General features: G+C 69.2%; 16 protein-coding genes. 8 read left to right on the forward strand and 8 right to left on the reverse strand.

Annotated elements, in window-relative coordinates; all coding sequences use genetic code 11:
* The first annotated feature begins 3 nt into the window (after window positions 1-3).
* Both B0F77_RS08540 and B0F77_RS08545 read left to right on the forward strand, forming a co-directional pair.
* On the forward strand, window positions 4-1,158 hold the full coding sequence (locus tag B0F77_RS08540) for an XRE family transcriptional regulator (RefSeq protein WP_086662263.1): 1,155 nt from the start codon (window positions 4-6) through the stop codon (window positions 1,156-1,158).
* A 33-nt stretch (window positions 1,159-1,191) separates the two neighbouring features.
* Window positions 1,192-3,525: a helix-turn-helix domain-containing protein gene (locus tag B0F77_RS08545; RefSeq protein ID WP_086662264.1), complete on the forward strand. Its 2,334-nt coding sequence runs from the start codon at window positions 1,192-1,194 to the stop codon at window positions 3,523-3,525.
* On the opposite strand, the gene B0F77_RS08550 is transcribed toward B0F77_RS08545, so the two are convergent.
* A complete protein-coding gene (locus tag B0F77_RS08550) occupies window positions 3,517-3,897 on the reverse strand; it encodes an SsgA family sporulation/cell division regulator (protein WP_086662265.1) in 381 nt (126 codons plus the stop codon). The genes B0F77_RS08545 and B0F77_RS08550 overlap by 9 nt on opposite strands.
* A gap of 197 nt (window positions 3,898-4,094) precedes the next feature.
* Here B0F77_RS08550 and B0F77_RS49680 point away from each other — a divergent pair, with 197 nt between their 5' ends.
* Complete coding sequence (locus tag B0F77_RS49680) at window positions 4,095-6,044, forward strand: helix-turn-helix transcriptional regulator (RefSeq protein ID WP_245847889.1); 1,950 nt, start codon at window positions 4,095-4,097, stop codon at window positions 6,042-6,044.
* On the opposite strand, the gene B0F77_RS08560 is transcribed toward B0F77_RS49680, so the two are convergent.
* Genes B0F77_RS08560 through B0F77_RS08575 form a run of 4 tightly spaced genes read right to left on the reverse strand, consistent with a single transcriptional unit; the run spans window position 6,041 to window position 9,701 of the window.
* Window positions 6,041-6,601: a helix-turn-helix transcriptional regulator gene (locus tag B0F77_RS08560; protein ID WP_086662266.1), complete on the reverse strand. Its 561-nt coding sequence runs from the start codon at window positions 6,599-6,601 to the stop codon at window positions 6,041-6,043. The two genes, B0F77_RS49680 and B0F77_RS08560, sit on opposite strands and share 4 nt — an antisense overlap.
* The gene (locus B0F77_RS08565) at window positions 6,598-7,344 is read right to left on the reverse strand and encodes a MaoC/PaaZ C-terminal domain-containing protein (protein WP_245847890.1); all 747 of its coding nucleotides are present in this window, start codon (window positions 7,342-7,344) and stop codon (window positions 6,598-6,600) included. The genes B0F77_RS08560 and B0F77_RS08565 overlap by 4 nt, the downstream gene beginning before the upstream one ends.
* A gap of 31 nt (window positions 7,345-7,375) precedes the next feature.
* On the reverse strand, window positions 7,376-8,545 hold the full coding sequence (locus tag B0F77_RS08570; protein WP_086662268.1) for an acyl-CoA dehydrogenase family protein: 1,170 nt from the start codon (window positions 8,543-8,545) through the stop codon (window positions 7,376-7,378).
* 10 nt (window positions 8,546-8,555) lie between these two features.
* Window positions 8,556-9,701 carry an acyl-CoA dehydrogenase family protein gene (locus B0F77_RS08575; protein WP_086662269.1) on the reverse strand — a complete coding sequence of 382 codons (1,146 nt, stop codon included), beginning with the start codon at window positions 9,699-9,701 and terminating at the stop codon, window positions 8,556-8,558.
* A gap of 40 nt (window positions 9,702-9,741) precedes the next feature.
* On the opposite strand from B0F77_RS08575, the gene B0F77_RS08580 reads away from it, so the two are divergent.
* From B0F77_RS08580 to B0F77_RS08590, 3 genes are all read left to right on the forward strand, one after another.
* Window positions 9,742-10,341 (forward strand): TetR family transcriptional regulator, encoded by a 600-nt coding sequence (locus B0F77_RS08580; RefSeq protein WP_086662270.1) that lies wholly within the window; start codon window positions 9,742-9,744, stop codon window positions 10,339-10,341.
* Between the two features lie 9 nt (window positions 10,342-10,350).
* On the forward strand, window positions 10,351-11,361 hold the full coding sequence (gene ligD / locus B0F77_RS08585) for a non-homologous end-joining DNA ligase (RefSeq protein ID WP_086662271.1): 1,011 nt from the start codon (window positions 10,351-10,353) through the stop codon (window positions 11,359-11,361).
* 67 nt (window positions 11,362-11,428) lie between these two features.
* Window positions 11,429-11,662 (forward strand): hypothetical protein, encoded by a 234-nt coding sequence (locus B0F77_RS08590; RefSeq protein WP_245847891.1) that lies wholly within the window; start codon window positions 11,429-11,431, stop codon window positions 11,660-11,662.
* On the opposite strand, the gene B0F77_RS08595 is transcribed toward B0F77_RS08590, so the two are convergent.
* Genes B0F77_RS08595 through B0F77_RS08605 form a run of 3 tightly spaced genes read right to left on the reverse strand, consistent with a single transcriptional unit; the run spans window position 11,659 to window position 14,447 of the window.
* Window positions 11,659-12,696 carry an aminotransferase class I/II-fold pyridoxal phosphate-dependent enzyme gene (locus B0F77_RS08595; protein WP_086662273.1) on the reverse strand — a complete coding sequence of 346 codons (1,038 nt, stop codon included), beginning with the start codon at window positions 12,694-12,696 and terminating at the stop codon, window positions 11,659-11,661. The genes B0F77_RS08590 and B0F77_RS08595 overlap by 4 nt on opposite strands.
* A 4-nt stretch (window positions 12,697-12,700) precedes the next feature.
* Complete coding sequence (locus tag B0F77_RS08600; RefSeq protein WP_211293721.1) at window positions 12,701-13,621, reverse strand: 2-hydroxyacid dehydrogenase; 921 nt, start codon at window positions 13,619-13,621, stop codon at window positions 12,701-12,703.
* 19 nt (window positions 13,622-13,640) lie between these two features.
* Window positions 13,641-14,447, reverse strand: a complete 807-nt coding sequence (locus tag B0F77_RS08605) for a 2OG-Fe dioxygenase family protein (protein ID WP_211293722.1) — start codon at window positions 14,445-14,447, stop codon at window positions 13,641-13,643.
* Between the two features lie 41 nt (window positions 14,448-14,488).
* Here B0F77_RS08605 and B0F77_RS08610 point away from each other — a divergent pair, with 41 nt between their 5' ends.
* Both B0F77_RS08610 and B0F77_RS08615 read left to right on the forward strand, forming a co-directional pair.
* Entirely contained in the window at window positions 14,489-18,202 is a 3,714-nt protein-coding gene (locus B0F77_RS08610) for a TIR domain-containing protein (protein ID WP_086662275.1), read from the forward strand.
* Window positions 18,199-18,765: a hypothetical protein gene (locus B0F77_RS08615; RefSeq protein WP_086662276.1), complete on the forward strand. Its 567-nt coding sequence runs from the start codon at window positions 18,199-18,201 to the stop codon at window positions 18,763-18,765. Before B0F77_RS08610 ends, B0F77_RS08615 begins: the two co-directional genes overlap by 4 nt.
* The last annotated feature ends 9 nt before the right edge of the window (window positions 18,766-18,774 follow it).

An 18,774-nucleotide genomic window follows, 5' to 3' on the forward strand; every position in this document is an offset into this window, starting at 1 on the left:
GACATGACGTTCGGTGGTCTGACGTTCGGGGCCAGGCTCCTGCGCCACCGCAAGAGCGCGGGGCTCAGCCAGGAGGAGCTCAGCGAGCGGTCCGGCGTCAGCGTCCGCGCGATCAGCGACATGGAACGCGGCCGGGCCCGCTCGCCTCAGCGCCGCACCACCGAGGCTCTGTTCGACGCGCTCGGCCTCGACGAACGCAGCCGCGAGGAGTTGCGCGGGCTCGCCCGCAACGCGCCGTGGAACCCAGTCTGGTCGTTGCCGCCGTACGTCGCGGACCTCGTCGGCAGGGATGCGGAGCTCGCCACGATCGTCACCACGCACGACCGGCTCGTGGTGGTCCACGGCGCCGTCGGAACGGGCAAGACGAGCCTCGCGGTGAAGGCCGCCCATCTGCTGGAGAGCCGGTTTCCGGACGGGCAGCTGTTCATCGAGGTGGAAGGCGCCGCGCCGCTCGAACGGTTGCTCAAGGATCTCGGCATCCCCGCTGAACACGTGCCAGAGGACGCGAACGGCCAGAGAAGGCTCTACCGGTCGTTGCTCGCGGGAAAACGCCTTCTGCTCGTGCTCGATGGCGCGAGCACAGAGAAGGAGGTGCGCACGCTCGCGACTGACGAACCGGGTTGCCTCACGATCGTGACGTCGAGGCGGCGCCTCGACGCGTGCACCCGAATCAGGCTCGGCGGCCTCACCGAGGAAGCGGCGGTGGAACTGCTCGCGTCGATCATCGGGCCACCGCGCGTGGACGCGGACCCGCAGGCCGCGCGGGAACTCGTCCGGCTGTGCGGGATGTCGCCGCTCGCGGTGCGGATCGCGGGCAACCGGCTCGCCAGCCGGCCGCGCTGGCCGGTGCGGCACCTCGTGGAGCTGATCGGCGAACGCCGCCTGGCCGCGCTCACCGCGGGCGACCTCGACGTGCGGGGCGCGTTCGAGGTGTCGCTGGCGCACCTGCCGGAGACCGCGCGGCTGGTGTTCCGCCGGCTCGGGCGGCTCGCCGGCACCCGCGTCACCCCGGAGCTCGCCGCCGACCTCGCGGGCATCGGCGTGGTCGAGGCGCGGTGCGCGCTGGAGGACCTCGCCGACGTCGGCCTGCTCGACGCGGACGACGCCGGTTACTCGCTCCACGGCCTGGTCAGGGCGTTCGCCGACAGCCTCTCGTGAGCGCCGGTCAACATCATCTGCCAGGGTGATCCGGTGCGCGCGACGACCTTCAGCGAGTTCCTGCGCTTCTACCGGCGCCGGGCGATGCTCACCCAGGAGGGCCTGGCCGCGCGCACCGGCCTGGGCGTGCGCACGCTGAGCGACCTCGAGCGCGGCCGGGTGCGGACCCCGCAGGCGCAGACCGTCGGACTGCTGGTGACCGGGCTCGGGCTCGACGGCACCGAGGCCGCCGAGTTCGTCGCGCTCGCCCGGTCTTCCGAAACGGCCCAGCCACGTCTCGAACGCACCGATTGCGCGCCACCGTCTGTAGAGACTCTGATCGGCCGTGAGCCGGAACAGCAGCAGCTCGCCGAGTGCATCAGCCGTGCCGCCGCGTCGTCGGTGCTGGACGTCGTCGTCGTGCACGGACCTCCGGGCGTGGGCAAGACCTCTCTCGCGGTGGACGCCGCGCACCGGTTCGCCGACCAGTTCACCGACGGCAGCCTCCACCTCGACTTGCGGGGCATGGACCCCACGCCGCTGTCGGCGGAGCGGGCGATCGCACGGCTGTTGCGCGCGTTCAGTGTCCCGGACGCCCGGATGCCGTCCGATCCGGGCGATCGCCTGCGTCTCTACCGGTCGATGTTGCGCGAACGGACCGTGTTGCTGGTGCTCGACAACGCGGCGAACGAGGCTCAGGTCCGGCCGCTGCTGGCCGCCAGCCCCGGTTCGCTCGTGCTGGTGACCAGCCGCAGCGTGCTGGCGGGCCTGGACAGCCGATACCGCCTCGACCTCGGCCCGCTGCGGCACGACGGCTCCGTCGCGCTGCTCGCCGCGACCGCGGGTGCCGGCCGGATCAAGGCGGACCTGCGGGCGGCGGACCTGGTCGCGGAGTTGTGCGGCGGCGTCCCACTGGCCCTCGCCATCGCAGGCCACCGGTTGACCGGCCGCACCACGTGGTCGTTGTGCCACCTCGCCGCCCAGCTCTCCGACGAACGCGAACGCCTCGACGTGCTCGCCACCGCCGACGTCCAGGTCCGCACGGCGTTCGAGCTGTCCTACCGCCTGCTCGGCCCCGACACCGCGATGATCTTCCGCCGGCTCGCGCTGATCCACGGCCCGGACACGTCCGTCGAGCTCGCCGCCGTTGCCGCGGACATCCCGGTCGACGACGCGGAGACGTTGCTGGAGGAACTCGTCGACGCGAGCCTCCTCCGTCCGGATGTACCTGGCCGGTACTCGTTCCACGACTTGATCCGCGACTACGCGCGCGAGCGCTTGCGCAGCGAGGAGTCCGGCCTCCACACACACCGCCTGCGCACGCGCGATTGGCTGCTGACCACCGCGATGCAGGCCGCGTCGGCGTTCCTCCCCGACGACAAGGGCGCCTCGGACCTCGCGAGCGCGGATCGCTGGCTGTCCGCCGAGCTCGTGAACTGGCGTGGCGCGTTCCGGGAGGCCGTCGACGATCGCGCTCACGAACTGGTGCTCTCGGTGGCGCGCTCGATGCACTGGTACTCCGACCATCGCGGGCCAGGCGACCTGTGGCTGGAGGTCTACACCGCCGGCGTCGCCGCGGCGGGGGAGCTGGGCGAACGGGAGCAGCAGGCCCAGCAGCTCAACTTCGTGTGCTGGGTCTACGTCGCTCGCCAGACGCACATCCCGCAGGCCATGCGGTGGCACGAGGAGGCATTGCGGGTCGCCGAGGAGTGCGGCTCGCTGGTCGAGACGGCCTGGGCCCACTACTACCGGTCGGCCATCGAGACCCGCCTCAGTGATCACGCGGCGGGTGTGACCCATGCCAGGCGCGCCGCCGAGTTGTTCCGGCAGGCAGGCCAGCTGATGAACGTGGTGCTCGCGTTGTCGTACACCGGTGTTCTGCTGCAACGGCTGGGTCGCTATGCCGACGCCGTAGAGACGCACCGGGCGTGCGTCGCCGAAGAACGCACGCTGCGTGGCGCTGAACGCGGCGTGGCTCTGGAGAACGCCGCTCAGCTGCTTCTGCGCCTCGCGGACGCGCTCGTGGCGGCCGGCGACCACGAGGCCGCGCTAGGCGTGGTGGCGGAGGCGGAGGAGCTGACCGGGCGGGGCGCGGCGAACCTGCGGTCGATGGCCAGGCTCACCCGCGGCCGGACGCTGCTCTCGGCCGGCCGGTTCGCCGAGGCGCGCGAACAGCTGACCGTCGCGGTGGAGTCGCTCGCCGACCCCGAGGTCAAGGTGGCGGTGCTGATGGAGCTCGCCGCGCTCTGCGACCGGATGGGTGACCAGGACGCGGCGATCCGGCAGCGTGTGCGCGCGTTGGCCGAGTCCGAGCGCTACGAGTCGCCGGGCATGACCAAGCTGCAGCACGACGTCGCCGGTGCGCTTGGAATCGAACTGTCAGCGTAGGACCGTGCTGAGGAACGCATCGGCGTCGAAATGTTCGGTACCGGCTGGCACGAGCCGATAGGTGGTTTCGAGGAACTTCCGCAGCGTGCATCTCGTCAGCCGGAACACCGTGATGTGCCGGTCGGAGATCAGTTCCAGCACCAACGCACGGCCGTGCGGGCTCAACCGGACGTCGCCGTCACCCGCCGGCTTGGTCATGCCCTCGGCGAGCAGGTCCCTGCCCATGACCCAGGTGGCCACCGAGCCGCCCGCGTGGAACTTCATCGTCACCGCGAACGGGTCGTCCGCCTGGTAGATCAGCTCCGTCTCCACCGGGGCCGTGGTACCGCTCGGCCGGACGAAGTCGAAGACGGTGCGTGACGCGACCCGCATCGGAACTCCCTGAAGTGTTCGCCTGTGTACTTCAGTTCACGGACCGGGCGCCGAATTGGTTCACGTTCAAGTGTTCCCATTGCCAATTGATCGGCCGAACCTTTTTCAGGTTCAGGTGTGCGAACGGGCAGACCTGCGGAACTTCTGCCGGTGCTTCTGCATGGTCCTTCCGGCCCGCTGACGATTTGCTGGATGGCATGGTTGCCCCACTTCGTCCCGGCCTCGTCGACACCGTCGTGCGCCAGGCGGGTGGCCTGCTCGTGGGCCGTGAGTGGGAGATCGCCGCCTTGACAGACGCGCTGGGTGGTGCACGGTCGTGCGTGGTCCACGGCGCGACGGGGATGGGCAAGAGCGCGCTGTTGTCCGTCGCGTCGTCGATCGCGGTGCGTAGCGGGTTACGGCCCGTGCGCGGGCTACGGGCGTTGGCGGAGGTCGACCGGCACACGGTGCTCGTGGTGGACGACGTCGAACAGCTTTGCGCCGAGGAAGCCGAGCGGCTGGCGCGGTTCCCCGGTGTCGTGGTGGCCGGGGGCGACCTCGATCCGGACACCTTCGCGCTGGTGGACGCCGTGCGGGTGCCGTTGCGGCCGATCGACGCCGAGGCCGTGGCCGAGCTGGTCCGGCGGCGGTTCGACGTCGAGGCCCCGCCCGAGCTGATCGCGGTGTGCCTGCGGTTCAGCGGGGGTGCGCCCGGCGTGGTGAGTGACGTGCTGGAGCTCGTGCCCGACGTGTCGTTGTTGGACAGGCTTTCCGGGTTGCGGTTGCCGCGGCTGCTGCGGGCCGTGCGGCGGCATTGCCAGGTGCTGGACGCCGACGCGGTGACCGTCGCCCGTGCGCTCGCCGTGCTGGGGAGCGCGCCGCTCGACCTGTTGTGCGAGGTCGCCGGAATGGGGTCCTTTCAGACGCTCGCCGCGTTCGAACGGCTCGTTGACGCACGTCTCGCCGTTGCCGATCCGATGCGGATCCAGTCGCCGGCGTTGAGCTGTGCGATCCGGCACGAGATGGCGCCCGAGGCACGCGAGCGTGTGCACCGCAAGGCTTCAGACGTCATGCATCGGCGGTGTGATCCGCTTGCCGCCGTGGCCGAGCACGTGGTGGCGTGTGCTGAACCCGTCGGGGCGCCATGGGTCGCTCCGATGCTGCACGACGCGGCACGACTGCACCGGGCGGCTGGACGGCCGGCGCGTGCGGCGAAGTGCCTGCGCGCGGCTCTGCGTGAGCCGATGGACGGGCCTACCGCCGCGCGGGTGGCGATCGGGCTGGCAGACCTCCACCTGCGGTGCGGGATCGCGCCACGGGCCGACGAGCTTGCGCGGCAACGGCTTTCCGTCGAGGGTGACGCGCTGGACTGGCTCGCCGCGGTGGCGGTGGACTGGCAGTGCGACGAGGACGTGCTGGACGGCCTGGGTGCGCCAGAGCTGCCGGCTGACCCTGAGCAGGCGTTGCGGGATCTTCCCCAGAGCGGGCCGCGGCTGTTGCCCGCGCTGGTTCTCGCTGGTCTGGGGCTTGTGCGCACTGAATCCGTCGCGGTGCTGGACTTCGCGCCACGGCTGCGCGCCCGGCTCGTGGGCGCGGAGCACGACTGGCTGGTGGCGCTGGAGATGTGGGCGTACCGGGTTCGCGGCGACCACGGGGAGGTCTCCCGGCTCATGCGTGAGCTCGCCCAGGCGTCACCGGCGAGAGGCTGTGTGGCGTTGGGTGCGGCAGCGTTCGTCGCGTCCTGTGTGGACGTTGGGCGTGCCGGTGATGCGCGAGAGATGTTGGTGCGCCTCGGTTACACGGGCACGTTGCCGCCGGCGTTCGTGTGCACGTTGTTGCTGCATCACCGTGCGCGGATGCATCTCGCGTTGGGTGCGCCACGGGCCGCGCTGGCCGACGCCGAACGAGCCGGGGCGGTCGACCTTCTCGGCGAGGTGAGGGCCGCGCTGGAGGAGCCGTATCAGCCGGTGCGCGGGGCGGCGTGGGGAAAGCTGACACCGCACGAGGCTCGTATCGTGCGGTTGGTGCTGGAGGGGCAGACGAACCGGGCGATCGCCACCCGGTTCAACGTCACTCAGCGCGCCGTCGAGCTGCATCTGACCCGTGTGTATCGCAAGGTCGGGATCAGCAGGCGCGTCCAGCTTTCCTCCGTTTTCGGGCCTGCCTAGAGCAGGCTTGAGCGAATCGCCCATGCCACGGCGTGCACCCGGTTGCGCAGCCCGAACCGTTCCAGCAGCTGGTGCAGTGCGTACTTCACGGTCCGTTCGGAGCAGAACAGCCGTGCGGAGACCTCAGCGATCGTCGCGCCGTCGGCCAGGAGTCGCAGCAGCTGCAGATCGCGATCGCTCAGCACCGGCGCCCGTTCCTGCACCGGTTGCCCGCCGACGAGCAGCTTGATCAGGCGTTCGGCGTTGACGTCGGCACGTCGCAGAGGCGTCGCGAGCCCGGCCTGGGCGGCGATCGACGGTGTGAGGTCGTGCACCCGTGCCGCGATCACGACGATCCTGGTCGAACCGATCGCCCGCAGCCGTGCGGCTTGTTGTGTGCACAGTTCGTTGACGACGGCGAGCAGCACCTGTGCGTCCGCGCGGTCTTGCACCACACGTACGCGTGGGGAGTTCTTCAGCAGGTGTGCCACGCCGGCGGCGCTGATCAGGTCACGGGATTCGACCGCGACGCGCACCGGTTCGAGTCCGATGTCCACGGTCGCCAGGGCTGAGCTCATGAGTCCGATCGTGCTGCTTCTCCGCGGCCGTCCACTTCGGAAAACCGAACTGATCCGATGAGCACTTGTCCGGCGTTCGTCGAGGTGCGGAACTCGCCGGTCGGCCAGTGTTCGATCTTGAGTTCGTCGCCGGGGAACACGGGTGCGGTGAACCGGGCGTGCAGTTCGGTGAAGTCCATGCCGCGAACGGTGATCCCGAGCGTGCACAGGCCGTGCAGGATCGGGCGGGTGAACCCGGCTTTGGCGGCGAAGTCCGGGTCCTGGTGCATCGGGTTGACGTCGCCGGTCTCCCGATACCGCAGCGCCTGGTCCGGTGACGTCTGGAAGAAGCTCACGTCCGGTTCCGCGTCCGGCACCTCGAACCTGCGGGTTTCACCGCGTTCGCCGCCGAAACCGCCTTCGCCCTTGATGAAGCACGACGACCGCGTGCGCGCGTGATCCGACGCCCACGTGCTGACGACGAGTGCGCCGGAACCCTTGTCGTAGATGTCGGTGACGGTCTTGGTGACTACCGCGGAGCCACGTGCGGGGACCCTCCGGCGCAGCCACAGCGACTGCTCGGCGTGCAGGACCTGGGTCATGTCGGCGCCGGTCAGCCCGAGCTGCGGGCCGCCGTGCTGCAGCAGCGGGATGGCGAACGCGGGGGAGTAGCCGCCGACCGCCGCGCCGTACACCTCGGCGTCGTCGGCCGACCAGGTGCGGACCTGTCGTTCGACGACGCCGAGGATGTCGTGGTTGAGCACCACTCCAAGATAGAACCAACCCAGGTGAGAACTAACCGAGCGTGCCGCGAATGTTCGCGTGGCCCTTGAGCAGGTTGCGGGCGATCGTGCGGCGCTGGATCTCGTCGGTGCCCTCGTAGATGCGCAGCAGCCGCAGCTCGCGGTACCAGCGCTCGATCGGCAGCTCACGGGTGTAGCCCATGCCGCCGTGGATCTGCAGGACCCGGTCGACGATCTCGTTGGCCTTGATGCCGCCGTAGAGCTTCGCGATCGACTGCGCCTGCCGCGAGTCCTGCTTCTGGTCGACGAGCCACGCGGCGTGCAGCACGAGCCAGCGCAGCGCCTCGATCTCGACCGCGGAGTCGGCGATCATCCACTGGATGGCCTGGTACTCGGCGATGGGCTGGCCGAACGTGACGCGGTTCTTGGCCTGCTCGATCGCCATCTCGACCAGCCGCTCGACGCTGCCGAGCGCACGGGCGGGCAGCAGGTAGCGGCCCTGGCCGATCCACTGCATGGCGAGGTGGAAGCCCCTGCCGACCTCGCCGAGGATGTTCTCCTCCGGCACGCGCACGTTGTCGAACACGAGCGCCGCCGGGCCCCACTGGCCCATGGTCGGGATGGGCTCGGACTTCCAGCCCATGTCGCGGTCGACCAGGAAGCAGGTGACGCCGCCGTCGGCGCCTTTCTCCTTGTCCGTCACGGCGAAGACCATGACGAAGTCGGCTTCGTTGCCCTGCGTGATGAACGTCTTCTCGCCGTTGATGACCCACTCGTTGCCGTCCTTGACGGCGGACGTGCGAATGGCCTTGGCGTCACTGCCGGCACCGGGTTCGGTGATCGCGAAGCACGAGACGCGTTCGCCGGAGATCGTCGGCAGCAGGTAGCGCTGCTTCTGCTCCTCGTTGCCGTGGAACAGGATGTTGTCCGCGTACCCGCCGAACCGGAACGGCACGAAGCTGCGTCCGAGCTCGGCCTCGATCAGCGCGGTCATCATCGCGCCGAGCCCCATGCCGCCGTACTCCTGCGGCGTCAGCACCCCGAAGAACCCGGCTTGCTTGGCCTTGTCCTGCAGCGCTTTCAGCTCGTCCTTCGGCAGGCCGGGCTGGCCGGCGCGTTCGCGGCGCAGCACCTCCGGCTCCAGCGGGATGATCTCCTTGCGCACGAAGGTCCGCACCCACTCGCGGATCTCCTTCTGCTCGGCGTCGAGCGTGAAGTCCATTTCTTTCCCTTCAGACGAACGCGTTGATGCCCGTCAGCGCGCGACCGATGAGCAGTTTCTGAATCTGGCTGGTGCCCTCGTAGAGGGTGGTGACCCTGGCGTCCCGCAGGAACTTGCCGACCGGGTACTCGTCGACGTAGCCGTAGCCGCCGAAGACCTGGATGGCGTTGTTGGCGACCCTGACCGCGGCTTCGCTGGCGTAGAGCTTGGCCATGCTCGCCTCGGTGCCGAACGGCTTGTTCCGGTCAGCCAGGTCGGCGACGCGCCAGGTCAGCAGCCTGGCCGCGTCGGTCTCGACGGCCATGTCGGCGAGGAGTTCCTGGACGAGCTGGAAGCCCGCGATGGGCTTGCCGAACTGCTCGCGTTCCTTGGCGTACTTGAGCGCGGCCTCGAGGGCGCCTCTGGCGGCGCCGACGCAGCCAGCCGCGACGGACATCCGGCCCTTGTCGAGGGCGCCCATCGCGAGCTTGAAGCCTTCCTCGCTGAGCAGGGCGTCCTCGTCGACGTGGACGTCGTCGAGGGTGATCTCGGCGGTGGCCTGGCCGCGCATGCCGAGCTTGCCCTTGATCTCGGTGGCGGTGAAACCCGCGGAGTCGGTCGGGACCAGGAACGCACTGATGCCTTTCGGCCCCGGTCCGCCGGTCCGGGCGAACACCAGCGCGACGTCGGCCCACGTGCCGTTGGTGATGAAGACCTTGCGGCCGCTGATCCGGTAGCCGTTGTCCGTCTTGGTGGCTTTGGTGACGAGGCTGCCGGCGTCGCTGCCGGTACCGGGTTCGGTGAGGGCGAAACAGCCGACCTGCGTGCCGTTCGTCAGACCTGGCAGCCAGCGTTGTTTCTGCTCTTCGGTGCCGTGCTTCGCGATCGACTTCGCGACCAGGCCGAGCGACACCGAGATGATGCCCCGGACGGCGCTGTCACCGCGGGCGACCTCTTCGAGCACCAGGCAGTAGGCGAGGTTGTCGCCGCCCGACCCGCCGTAGCGCTCGTCGATGCCGAGCCCGAGGAACCCGACCTCGCCGAGCGCCGGCACCAGCTCTTTGTCGATCGCCTCGTCACGATCCCAGCGCGTGGCGTGGGGGACGATCCGCTCCTCCGTGAAGCGGTGTGCGAGCTCCCTGAGCTGCCGGTGTTCGTCCGAAAGCGTCAAATCCACAAGGCCTCCCGAATAACCGAACAGTGTTAGGTTAACCCACATGCCCCGGCCGAGCACCCCCCTGCTGAGCCCCGACCGCATCAGGTCGGTGGCTCTGGAGATCATCGACCGCGACGGGCTGGACGGCCTGTCGATGCGCAAGCTCGCCGCGTCACTGGGCGTGCAGGCGGCGTCGCTCTACGGGCACGTCCGCACCAAGGACCAGCTGCTGAACGACATCGCCTCGTCGATCCTGTCGTCGGTCGACGTCTCGGGCTTCGAGGTGGACTGGCGTGTTGGTCTGGTGCAGTGCGCGCGCTCGTACCGTGCGGCGCTGTCGTCACACCCGAACATCGTGCCGTTTCTGGCATACGGCCCGGCTGGTCGTGACGAGTCGTTGAAGCGGCTGGACATCCTCCACGGCGCCCTGGTCGACGCCGGCTGGTCCCGCCGCGAGGCCACGATGATCGCCGCCGGCCTCATGTACATCGTGTTCGGCTCGGCTCTTTCGACGTTCTCGAGCGGCTTTTCCTCGGACCCGGCGGACTACACCGGTCGCTACCCGCACCTCGACCGCGCCCACCTGCTGCCGGGCGTCGCTCGTGAACTGGACCGCGACAGCTTCGAGTTGGCGCTCGCGGCGTTCGTGCGCGGCCTTTAGTGTCTTGGCGTGGCTGCTGCGAAGTCGAAGGCGATCGAGCTAGAGGTCGGTGACCAGCTGGTGCGGGTGTCCAACCCGGACAAGCCGTACTTCCCCGCGCGGGGCATCACCAAGGGGCAGGTGGTCGAGTACTACCGCACCGTGGCGCCTGCGCTGCTGGGGGTTTTGCGTGACCGGCCGGTCGTGTTGAAGCGCTACGTCGACGGGGTCGAGGGCGAGGCGTTCTACCAGAAGCGCGTGCCCAAGGGGGCTCCTGACTACGTGGAGACCGTGCAGGTCCGCTTTCCGTCCGGGCGTCCTGCCGACGAGATCTGCCCGACCTCCGAAGCCGTGATCGTCTGGGCGGCGAACCTCGGCACGTTCGACTTCCACCCGTGGCCGGTGCGTCGTGCCGACGTCGACCACCCCGACGAGCTGCGCATCGATCTCGACCCGCAACCGGGCACCGACTTCCGTGATGCGGCAGCTGTCGCCGGGGTGCTGCGTGAGGTGCTGAACGACGCCGGGCTGGTCGGCTACCCGAAGACTTCCGGCGGGCGCGGTATCCACGTCGCCGTGCGGATCCGGCCCGAGTGGGACTTCATCGACGTCCGCCATGCCGTGATCGCGCTGGCTCGCGAGGTGGAGAAGAGGGCGCCTGATCAGGCGACTTCGGCCTGGTGGAAGGAAGAACGCGGCTCCAGGGTGTTCATCGACTTCAACCAGGCCGCCCGCGACCGCACGATCGCTTCGGCCTGGTCGGTGCGGGGGACTCCGCGGGCCACGGTCTCGACGCCGGTCACCTGGGATGAACTGTCCACTGTGGACCCTGATGACTTCGACGTGCTGACCGTGCCGAAGTTCTTGGAGGAGCGTGGCGATCTGCACGCCGGGCTGGACTCGGAGGCGTTCGGGATCGAGACGCTGCTGGAGTGGTACGCGGCCGACCCGCGCGGGGAGATGCCGTACCCGCCGGACTACCCGAAGATGCCGGGCGAGCCGATGCGGGTGCAGCCTTCGCGCGCCCGCAAACAGGAGTGAACCAGGATGGCGGGCTGCTGAGCCAACCGGTTGTATCAGGCACGGATCCAGTGGGCGACCTCGTAGAATGAGACGAACACGAGAGGAGGTCGCGATGTCCCAGCCCTATGTCGTCCGGTACGTCGGCGGTCCCCTCGACGGCAGGGTCGACTCGCTGCCGTCCACGCCGGAGGACCCGAAGCAGACCGTCACGTACGTGCACCTGCACGGCGGGCCCAAGATCGTGCACGTCTACGACCTGTCGTACGCGGTCGAGTACGGGTGTGAGTACCGGTTGCGCGCCGTCGTCGAAGAGGACTAGCGGGCCCATTCCTCGCACAGCAGGTTCACTCGGACGTGGCCCTCGTGGCCCCGGATGCCGAAGTAGCGCTGGTCCATCACCACCGCGTCGCGCAGCACGTCGTCGGGCAGCTTGGCGAACGTGTAGTAGCTCGCGTGCGGGGTCGCGGCCTCGGCCAGAAGTGTGCCGTTCGCCACGAGTTTCTCGTGGGTGGTCTTGATGTGCTCGATCAGGCCCTGGTTGGCCTCGGGGGAGTTGAGGACGCTCATCAGGCGCAGCGCGTGGTGTTCGTTGGCCAGGCCGGTGGCACCCGTCACGTTCGAGCAGGCGTATCGGATCGACTCGCGGTGCCGGGGCGGCAGCAGCATGTAGGCGAACCGGACGCCGTGCACGGCAAGGCTCTTGGTCGGGCAGACGATGCGGAACGTCCGGTCGCGGTGCAGGAACGCCGACAGTTCGGTGCGGTCGCCGTGCCACTTCGTGTACTGGAACGTGCCGTCGATCAGCACGACCGAGCCGGTGCTGTCCTGCCAGTCGTGGATGCGGCGCAGGTGGCGTTCGTGGACGGTGGTGCCGCACACCCAGATCGGGTCGGACAACAGCAGCGCCGTCCGGCGGTCCGGCAGGTCGAGGGCGGCGTCCGGGTCGTGCAGCAGGCCTCCCGCCACCTGCGTGAGCGGGAAGCCGAGACACTGCGCGAGGTAATGGCACGTGTAGTAGAGCGGGGCGGCGTGGCAGACGTCCTCGATGCCCATTTCCCGCAGTGCCAGGAAGAACGCCGTCAGCAACGGGCTGGAGCCGGGCGCCACGAAGATCGAGTCGAGGCTGTGGTCGACGCCGTCGTTGGCCCGGTGGAAGTCGCGGATGGCCGTGCACAGCGGTTCCGAGTCAGACAGGAAGCTGTACCGGTCCGCGACGTCGACCTGCTCGCGTGGCGACGGCAGGTACTCCTTCACGAACGGGTGCGTGGTCTGCCAGCCCGACAGAAACCGCGCACCGCGCCGGGACCTGGACACCACGTCCAGCTCCCGGTGCAGGCGCAGGAGTTCGCTCATCGCGCTAACCGACCCGGTTGCGGTCGCCGCCGGCCGCCACGTCGCGGACCGTCTCGATCCACGTGGCGGCGCGCCGGCGCACGGTTTCGGTGGTGTACCAGGCCTTCACCGGGGTGAGGACCGTGCGGGCCAGGTCGCGGTACGGCGAGGTGTCGCCGATGACGTCGAACGCCGCCCCGCCCAGAAGCCCGGCGTTCAGCGCTTTGCGCAGCGCGGGCACGTCGACCAGTTCGTCCGACGAGACGTTCACCAGGAACGCCGACGGTTTCATCACGGCCAGCTCCTCCGCACCGATCAGCCCGTCGGTCTCCGGGGTGAGCGGGACGGTCAGGAACACCGCGTCGCTGCGTTCCAGCAACGAGTGCAGATCGACCTGCTCGGCTCCCTCGAAGTGCTTGGCACTGCGGTTGGTGAAGACGACCCGCATGTCGAAGGCCTGCGCGAACCTGGCAATACGGCCGCCGACGTCACCCAGGCCGATGATGCCGGCGGTCCTGCCCGCCAGTTCGAACGCGATCGGCTCCTCGCCCGGCTCGTCGCGGCGGGCAGCGGCGTCGTAGGTGACGACGTGCCGCACCGCGGTCAGCAGCAACGCGAACGCGTGCTCGGCGACCGAGGAACCGGTGTAGCCGGGGGTGTTGTGCACCTTCACGCCGTGGTCGCGGCAGTAGGCCAGGTCGACGTAGTCGTACGCGGTGCCGGTCGTGATCACCGCCCGCAACGCCGGCAACCGCGAGAGGTAGTCGGCGTCGATGGTCGCATTGGCGGTGATGAGCAGTTCGACGTCGTTCGACTCATCAGGATTCGAAATGACGCCATCGGGTGACCAGATCGGTTTGATTCGCTCCTCCAGCATCGGGAGCAGGTCCGCGGGAATCTCGTCGGCGGCCATGCTCACCAGAGCCGTGGGGAGGGGAGCGTTCATCTGTGATTCCATCCGGGAGCTAGATGTCTTTGCGCATGGGTGTGACATCCACGAGCACCGCCGATCGGTGACCTGGGCCGGCACCGTCGCCTTTGGACACCGGATCGAGGTGGTGGCTGACGAGATGATCGCAGATGCCGTAAGCCTGCAGCGGATCGGTAAGCGTGAACCGTTCGAGTATGGCGTCCGCCGGCACGTCGGCGGGAGATTTGCCCACTTGGTCGACTCCGCAGATGACGTTTTCGCCGCCGGACGCATTGACTCGTTCAATCAGATGGGCGAAGTGTATTGGTTCGCCGTCCTGGTGCAGATGGTTCGGCGACGTCATGGCCAGCGCTCCCGGCTCAGCGGCCAGCAGCTTGATGAAGTGCACGCCGAGGTAGAACGGTGTCGTGGCGAGCTCGGCCGGCCAGGCGCCCTGGGCGTAGTCGAACCGGAGTACGGCCTGCAGCAAGGGATTCGCCAGCACATCGGGTGGCAGCGCGGGGAAGGCGCGCACCTCGCCGGGGTGTTCCGCGTTGAAGCCGCCCTGGTAGTAGCGCAGGACGTCGTCGCCGAGCTCCGGATCGTGGGCGGCGGGCAACCAGTTGAGCGAGTCATTCCACGGCAGATAGATAGCAGCGCCATACCGGCGATACCTGTTCAGCCCTGCGCCATATGGGTCAGCAGGGAGATTGGAGAACGCATCTCGCAACGCTGTGTAGTGGACATCGATATTGTCCACCGCAAGGTGGTCGAACAGGTTGTACCGGTCGAACCCATTGACACGCAACGTACCAATCACGGCATCCCCCGAGTGGAAGCGTGTATGCTGCTGAATACTCACAGTAGTCAGCTTGTCAACGCGCGCGTAGCGGGGAAGGCGCCATGACTTCGCTGTTCGTCGATCCGCATTATGCGAGTGCGGAAACGTTCGTGAACCGGACCAAAGACGTTGCGTCACTCATCAACTTCGCCGCGACAGGATGCCGGGTGTGCACCGTCTACGGGGTGGGCGGTGTCGGCAAGAGCGCACTCGCTTACCAGTTCACGGCGGTGCACAAGGAAGAGTTCTCCGGCACGCTTTGGTACACGCTGACGAACGCGCCACCGTTGTCCGATCTGGTCGCGAACATGCTGTCCCAGTTTCCCGACCGCGTGGACGGCGGCAGTGGCGAACCGGTCGAGGAACTGCTGACCTGCCTGGGGTCGCGGCGCTTTCTGGTCGTGCTGGACAACCTCGAGGTGCTGCTCGACTCCGAACGCTTCCCGAACGCGTTCCGGCCAGGCTACGAGGACTACGGACCGTTTCTTCAGCAGCTCGCCACTTCTTCGCACACCTGCATGGTGCTGATCACGTCGCGGGAGAAACCCGAACTCCTGCGCGACGACGACCACCGGATCCGCTCGCTGCGCCTGTCGGGTCTGTCCCGTGCTCCCGCCCGGATGTTGCTGGCGCGCAGGCCGTTGCGCGGTGACGTGGACGCGCGGACCCAGTTGATCGCCCGGTACGGCGGCAACCCGCTCGCGATCAAGCTCGCGGCCGACCTGATCAGCGACCTGCACGGTGGCGACATCGGGGAGTTCCTCAGCGACGGCGACACGGTCTTCAGCGACCTGGAAAACCTGCTGCAGCAACACTTCCAGCGGTTGTCACCGGACGAGAAGCTGGTCATGTACCGGTTGTCCGTCGCGCGCCAGCCGCTGAGCATCCGCGAGATCGGGGCCAAGGCCGCGCTGCACCTGTCCAGCGCGCAGGTCAGCGCGGTCCTGCAACAGCTGCTGCGGCGCTCGCTGGTGATCGAGCGCAGTGGCCGATTCCTGTTGCAGTACATGATCCTCGAGTTCATCACGGCCAGGTTGATCATGGCGCTGGCGGACGAGATCTCCACCGGCCACGCGCGTCTGCTGGCGTGTTTCGGCCTGGTGGACGCGGCCTTCCCGGAGTTCGTGCGGCACAGCCAGCGCCGGTTCGTGGCCGGCCCGGTGGTCGAGGAACTGCGCGAACGCGCGGTGTCGCCCGGCCAGATCGCGGCCCGGCTGCGCGGGGTGCTCGACCGGGCGCGGGTTGACCGGCCGGACCACGGCTCGTTCACCGCGGCGAACGCGATCTCCCTGCACGCGACGCTGGACCCGGACCTCTCGCACGCGGACCTGAGCGCGTTGGTGCTGCGGCAACTGGATCTGTCCGGGGTGCAGCTGGCCGGCGCCGACGCGAGGTACACGGAGTTCGACGGCTGCCGATTCCCCGACACCTACCACTACGTGTTCGCACTGCAGTTCTCGCCGGAGGGCGGCATCGTCGCGGTGGGGCAGAGCGGTGGGGACGTCGCGTTGATCAGCGTGCCGGGCGGGTTGCGGCGCAAGACGTTGCCGGGCAGTGGCGAGTTCGTGCGAGCGCTGACGTTCTCCCCGGACGGCGCGCGGCTCGCGAGCACGGACGACCGCGGGGCGATCCGGATCTGGAACCTCACCACGGATCTGCCGTTCGACCTCACCGGGCCGACCCGGATGGTCCGCTCGATGGCGTTCTCCCCGGACGGCAACACGTTGTTCGCCGGTGGCACGGATCCGCGGCTGCTGGCGTGGCCGGTGCCGCCGGACGGGCTGCCCGGCGAGGCCGTGGCGGTCGGCGAGCACGAGGGCGGCATCTGGGGCGTCGACACGGCACCGACGGGCACGGTGGTCGCGGTCGCCGGCGACCGGTTCGGCCTGGCGTTGTGGGACTTCGCCACCGGCACGAGGCGACCGGTCGACGTGCCGGGCCCGGTCGACGGCCGCTGGGTCAGATTCACCGGTGCGGGCGATCACGTCGTCGTCGGCTGTGACGACGGGATGGTGCGGATCTGGCAGGTGGCCACGGGTGAGCTCGTCGTCGAACTGCCCGGTCACAGCGCGCCGGTGTGGGGCGTCAGCGTCGCGCGGCGGCAGAGCGGTGACTGGCTCGTCACCGGCGACCGCGGCGGCGGCGTGCGGATCTGGGACATCGCCGAACCCGCGCTGGCCAGGTGCCTGCGCACGATCCACCTCGACGACGGCTGGGTCTGGCCGGTGGACACCGATCCGGACGGCACGATGTTCGCGGTGGTGAGTTCGAACGCCACGGTTCGGTTCTGGGACCTGGAGACGGCCGACTGCCTCGAGGTCCTCAAGGGCACGTCGCGGTCGATCCTCTCGGTGGCGGCGAGCGCGGACGGACAGCTGCTCGCCACCGGCTCGCACGACCGCTCGGTGCGGTTGTGGGACCCGGCGACGGGGCAGTGCGTCAAGGAGCTTCCCGGGCACCAGGGCGGAGTGCGGGCGGTCGCGTTCGACCCGTCCGCCGCCCGGCTCGCGTCGGCGAGCGAGGACTGGGACGTCCGGCTGTGGGACGTGCGGACGCTGAGCCCGGTGGCGCGGCTGACCGGATCGCGGAACTGGCTCTACACAGTGGCTTTCGACCCTCCCGGCCGGCAGGTGGCGGCGGGCGGGGCCGACCTGATGGTGCGGGTGTGGGACCTGCGCGGCGGCCGGATGGTGCACGAGCTCGCCGGGCACGGCGGCATGGTGCGCGCGGTCGAGTTCGCCGCGCAGGGCAGGACCCTCTACTCGGTCGCCGAGGACGGCGCGCTGCGGAAGTGGGACCTGGCAACGGGTTCCGGCACCGTCGTGGCACAGGCACCGACCCAGCTGACGTGCCTGGAGTTCCTGGACGAGGACAGCGTGGTCACAGGGTCCTCGGACGGAATGCTCCGGCAATGGCGGCTCTCGGACGGTGCGTGCCTGCGCGAGGTGGACGCGCACCCGTCCGGTGTGTCGTCGGTGGTGGTGACGCCGGACGGGACGTTGGTCAGCGGCGGTCTGGACGGCCGGATCCGGCGGTGGTCACTGCCCGGCTTCGAGCCGGGCGACGGGGCCGAGACCGCCAACGGACTGGTGCGGTCGGTCGCCTACGTCCCGCGGCTGGAGGCGATCGCGCACGCGGGTGCCGACGAGGCCGTGCGGTTGTCCGGCCGGCGCGGCGACCAGGTGCTGCGCATTCCGCGCCAGTACGAGGGATTGGACATCACCGGGGCACAGGGTCTCTCGGAGGCGGAGCGGCAGCTGCTGGTGGCGCTCGGTGCCGTGGACGGACCTTCGGCTGTCCGTCCTGCGCCGACCGAGCCCGGCCGCGGCATGACGATGTTCATCTCCTACTCCCACCGCGACGAGGCGCTGCGCCGCGAGTTGGAGACGCACCTTTCGGCGCTGCGGTGGGAAGGCGCCGTCGAGGGATGGCACGACCGCCGCATCCAGCCGGGGCAGGAGTGGAGCGGCGAGATCGACGCCAACCTGGAGGCCGCCGACCTGATCCTGTTGCTGATCAGCGCGGACTTCCTGGCGTCGGACTACTGCCGTGACATCGAGATGGAACGAGCGATGCAACGGCACCGCGAGCACACCGCGCGGGTGGTGCCGATCATTCTGCGACCGTGCGACTGGCGCGGGTTCCCGTTCGCCGAACTGCAGGGCCTGCCGCAGGACGGTGTCCCGATCACCGCCCACGCCGATCGCGACGCCGCTTTCACCGAGGTGGTAAGGGGAATCCGCGCGGTCGCGGAGGAGTTCAGGGGGTCGCGGTGACGAGTGCGGACGAGTTCCGCCGGCGGTTCGACACCGCCATCCGCCGGGCCGACGCCGTGGACACCTCGTTCACGGCCGAGGCCGACCGGGAGGCGTTCGCCCAGCTGAGCGCCGACTTCCGCACCGCCTGCGCGGCGTTGCGGGACAACCTGGTGGAGCGCGGCCTGCCTGGTTATCCCGTGGTGGACACCGAAGATCGGGCCTTTCTGATCGGCTGCTGGACCGACGACGACGAAGACGACAGCTTCGACCACGACCGGTCCGGGCCGTATTCGATCTACACCTACGTCCTGCTGACGTCCGGGATGGCGACGGAGGCCCGGTGGTTACCGGAGCGGCACGCGTTCGCGGTCGCCGCGGAGCCCGAATGGCTGCCGCTGGCGGTGCGGCGGGACTACCTGAAGAAGTACCGGCTGGTGTCCGCGCGCACGCCGTTCGACTGCGGTGACCTCATCGAGCACCTGACGGCGGTGGCGATCGCGGGCGGGCGGTTCTACCGCTACGGCACGGATCTCTACCTCGCCCAGCATCCCGGTGACGACACCGTGGCCTGGGATCGCTGAGCAACCCTC

The organism is Lentzea kentuckyensis (genome assembly GCF_002150765.1).
Lineage (GTDB): Bacteria > Actinomycetota > Actinomycetes > Mycobacteriales > Pseudonocardiaceae > Lentzea > Lentzea kentuckyensis.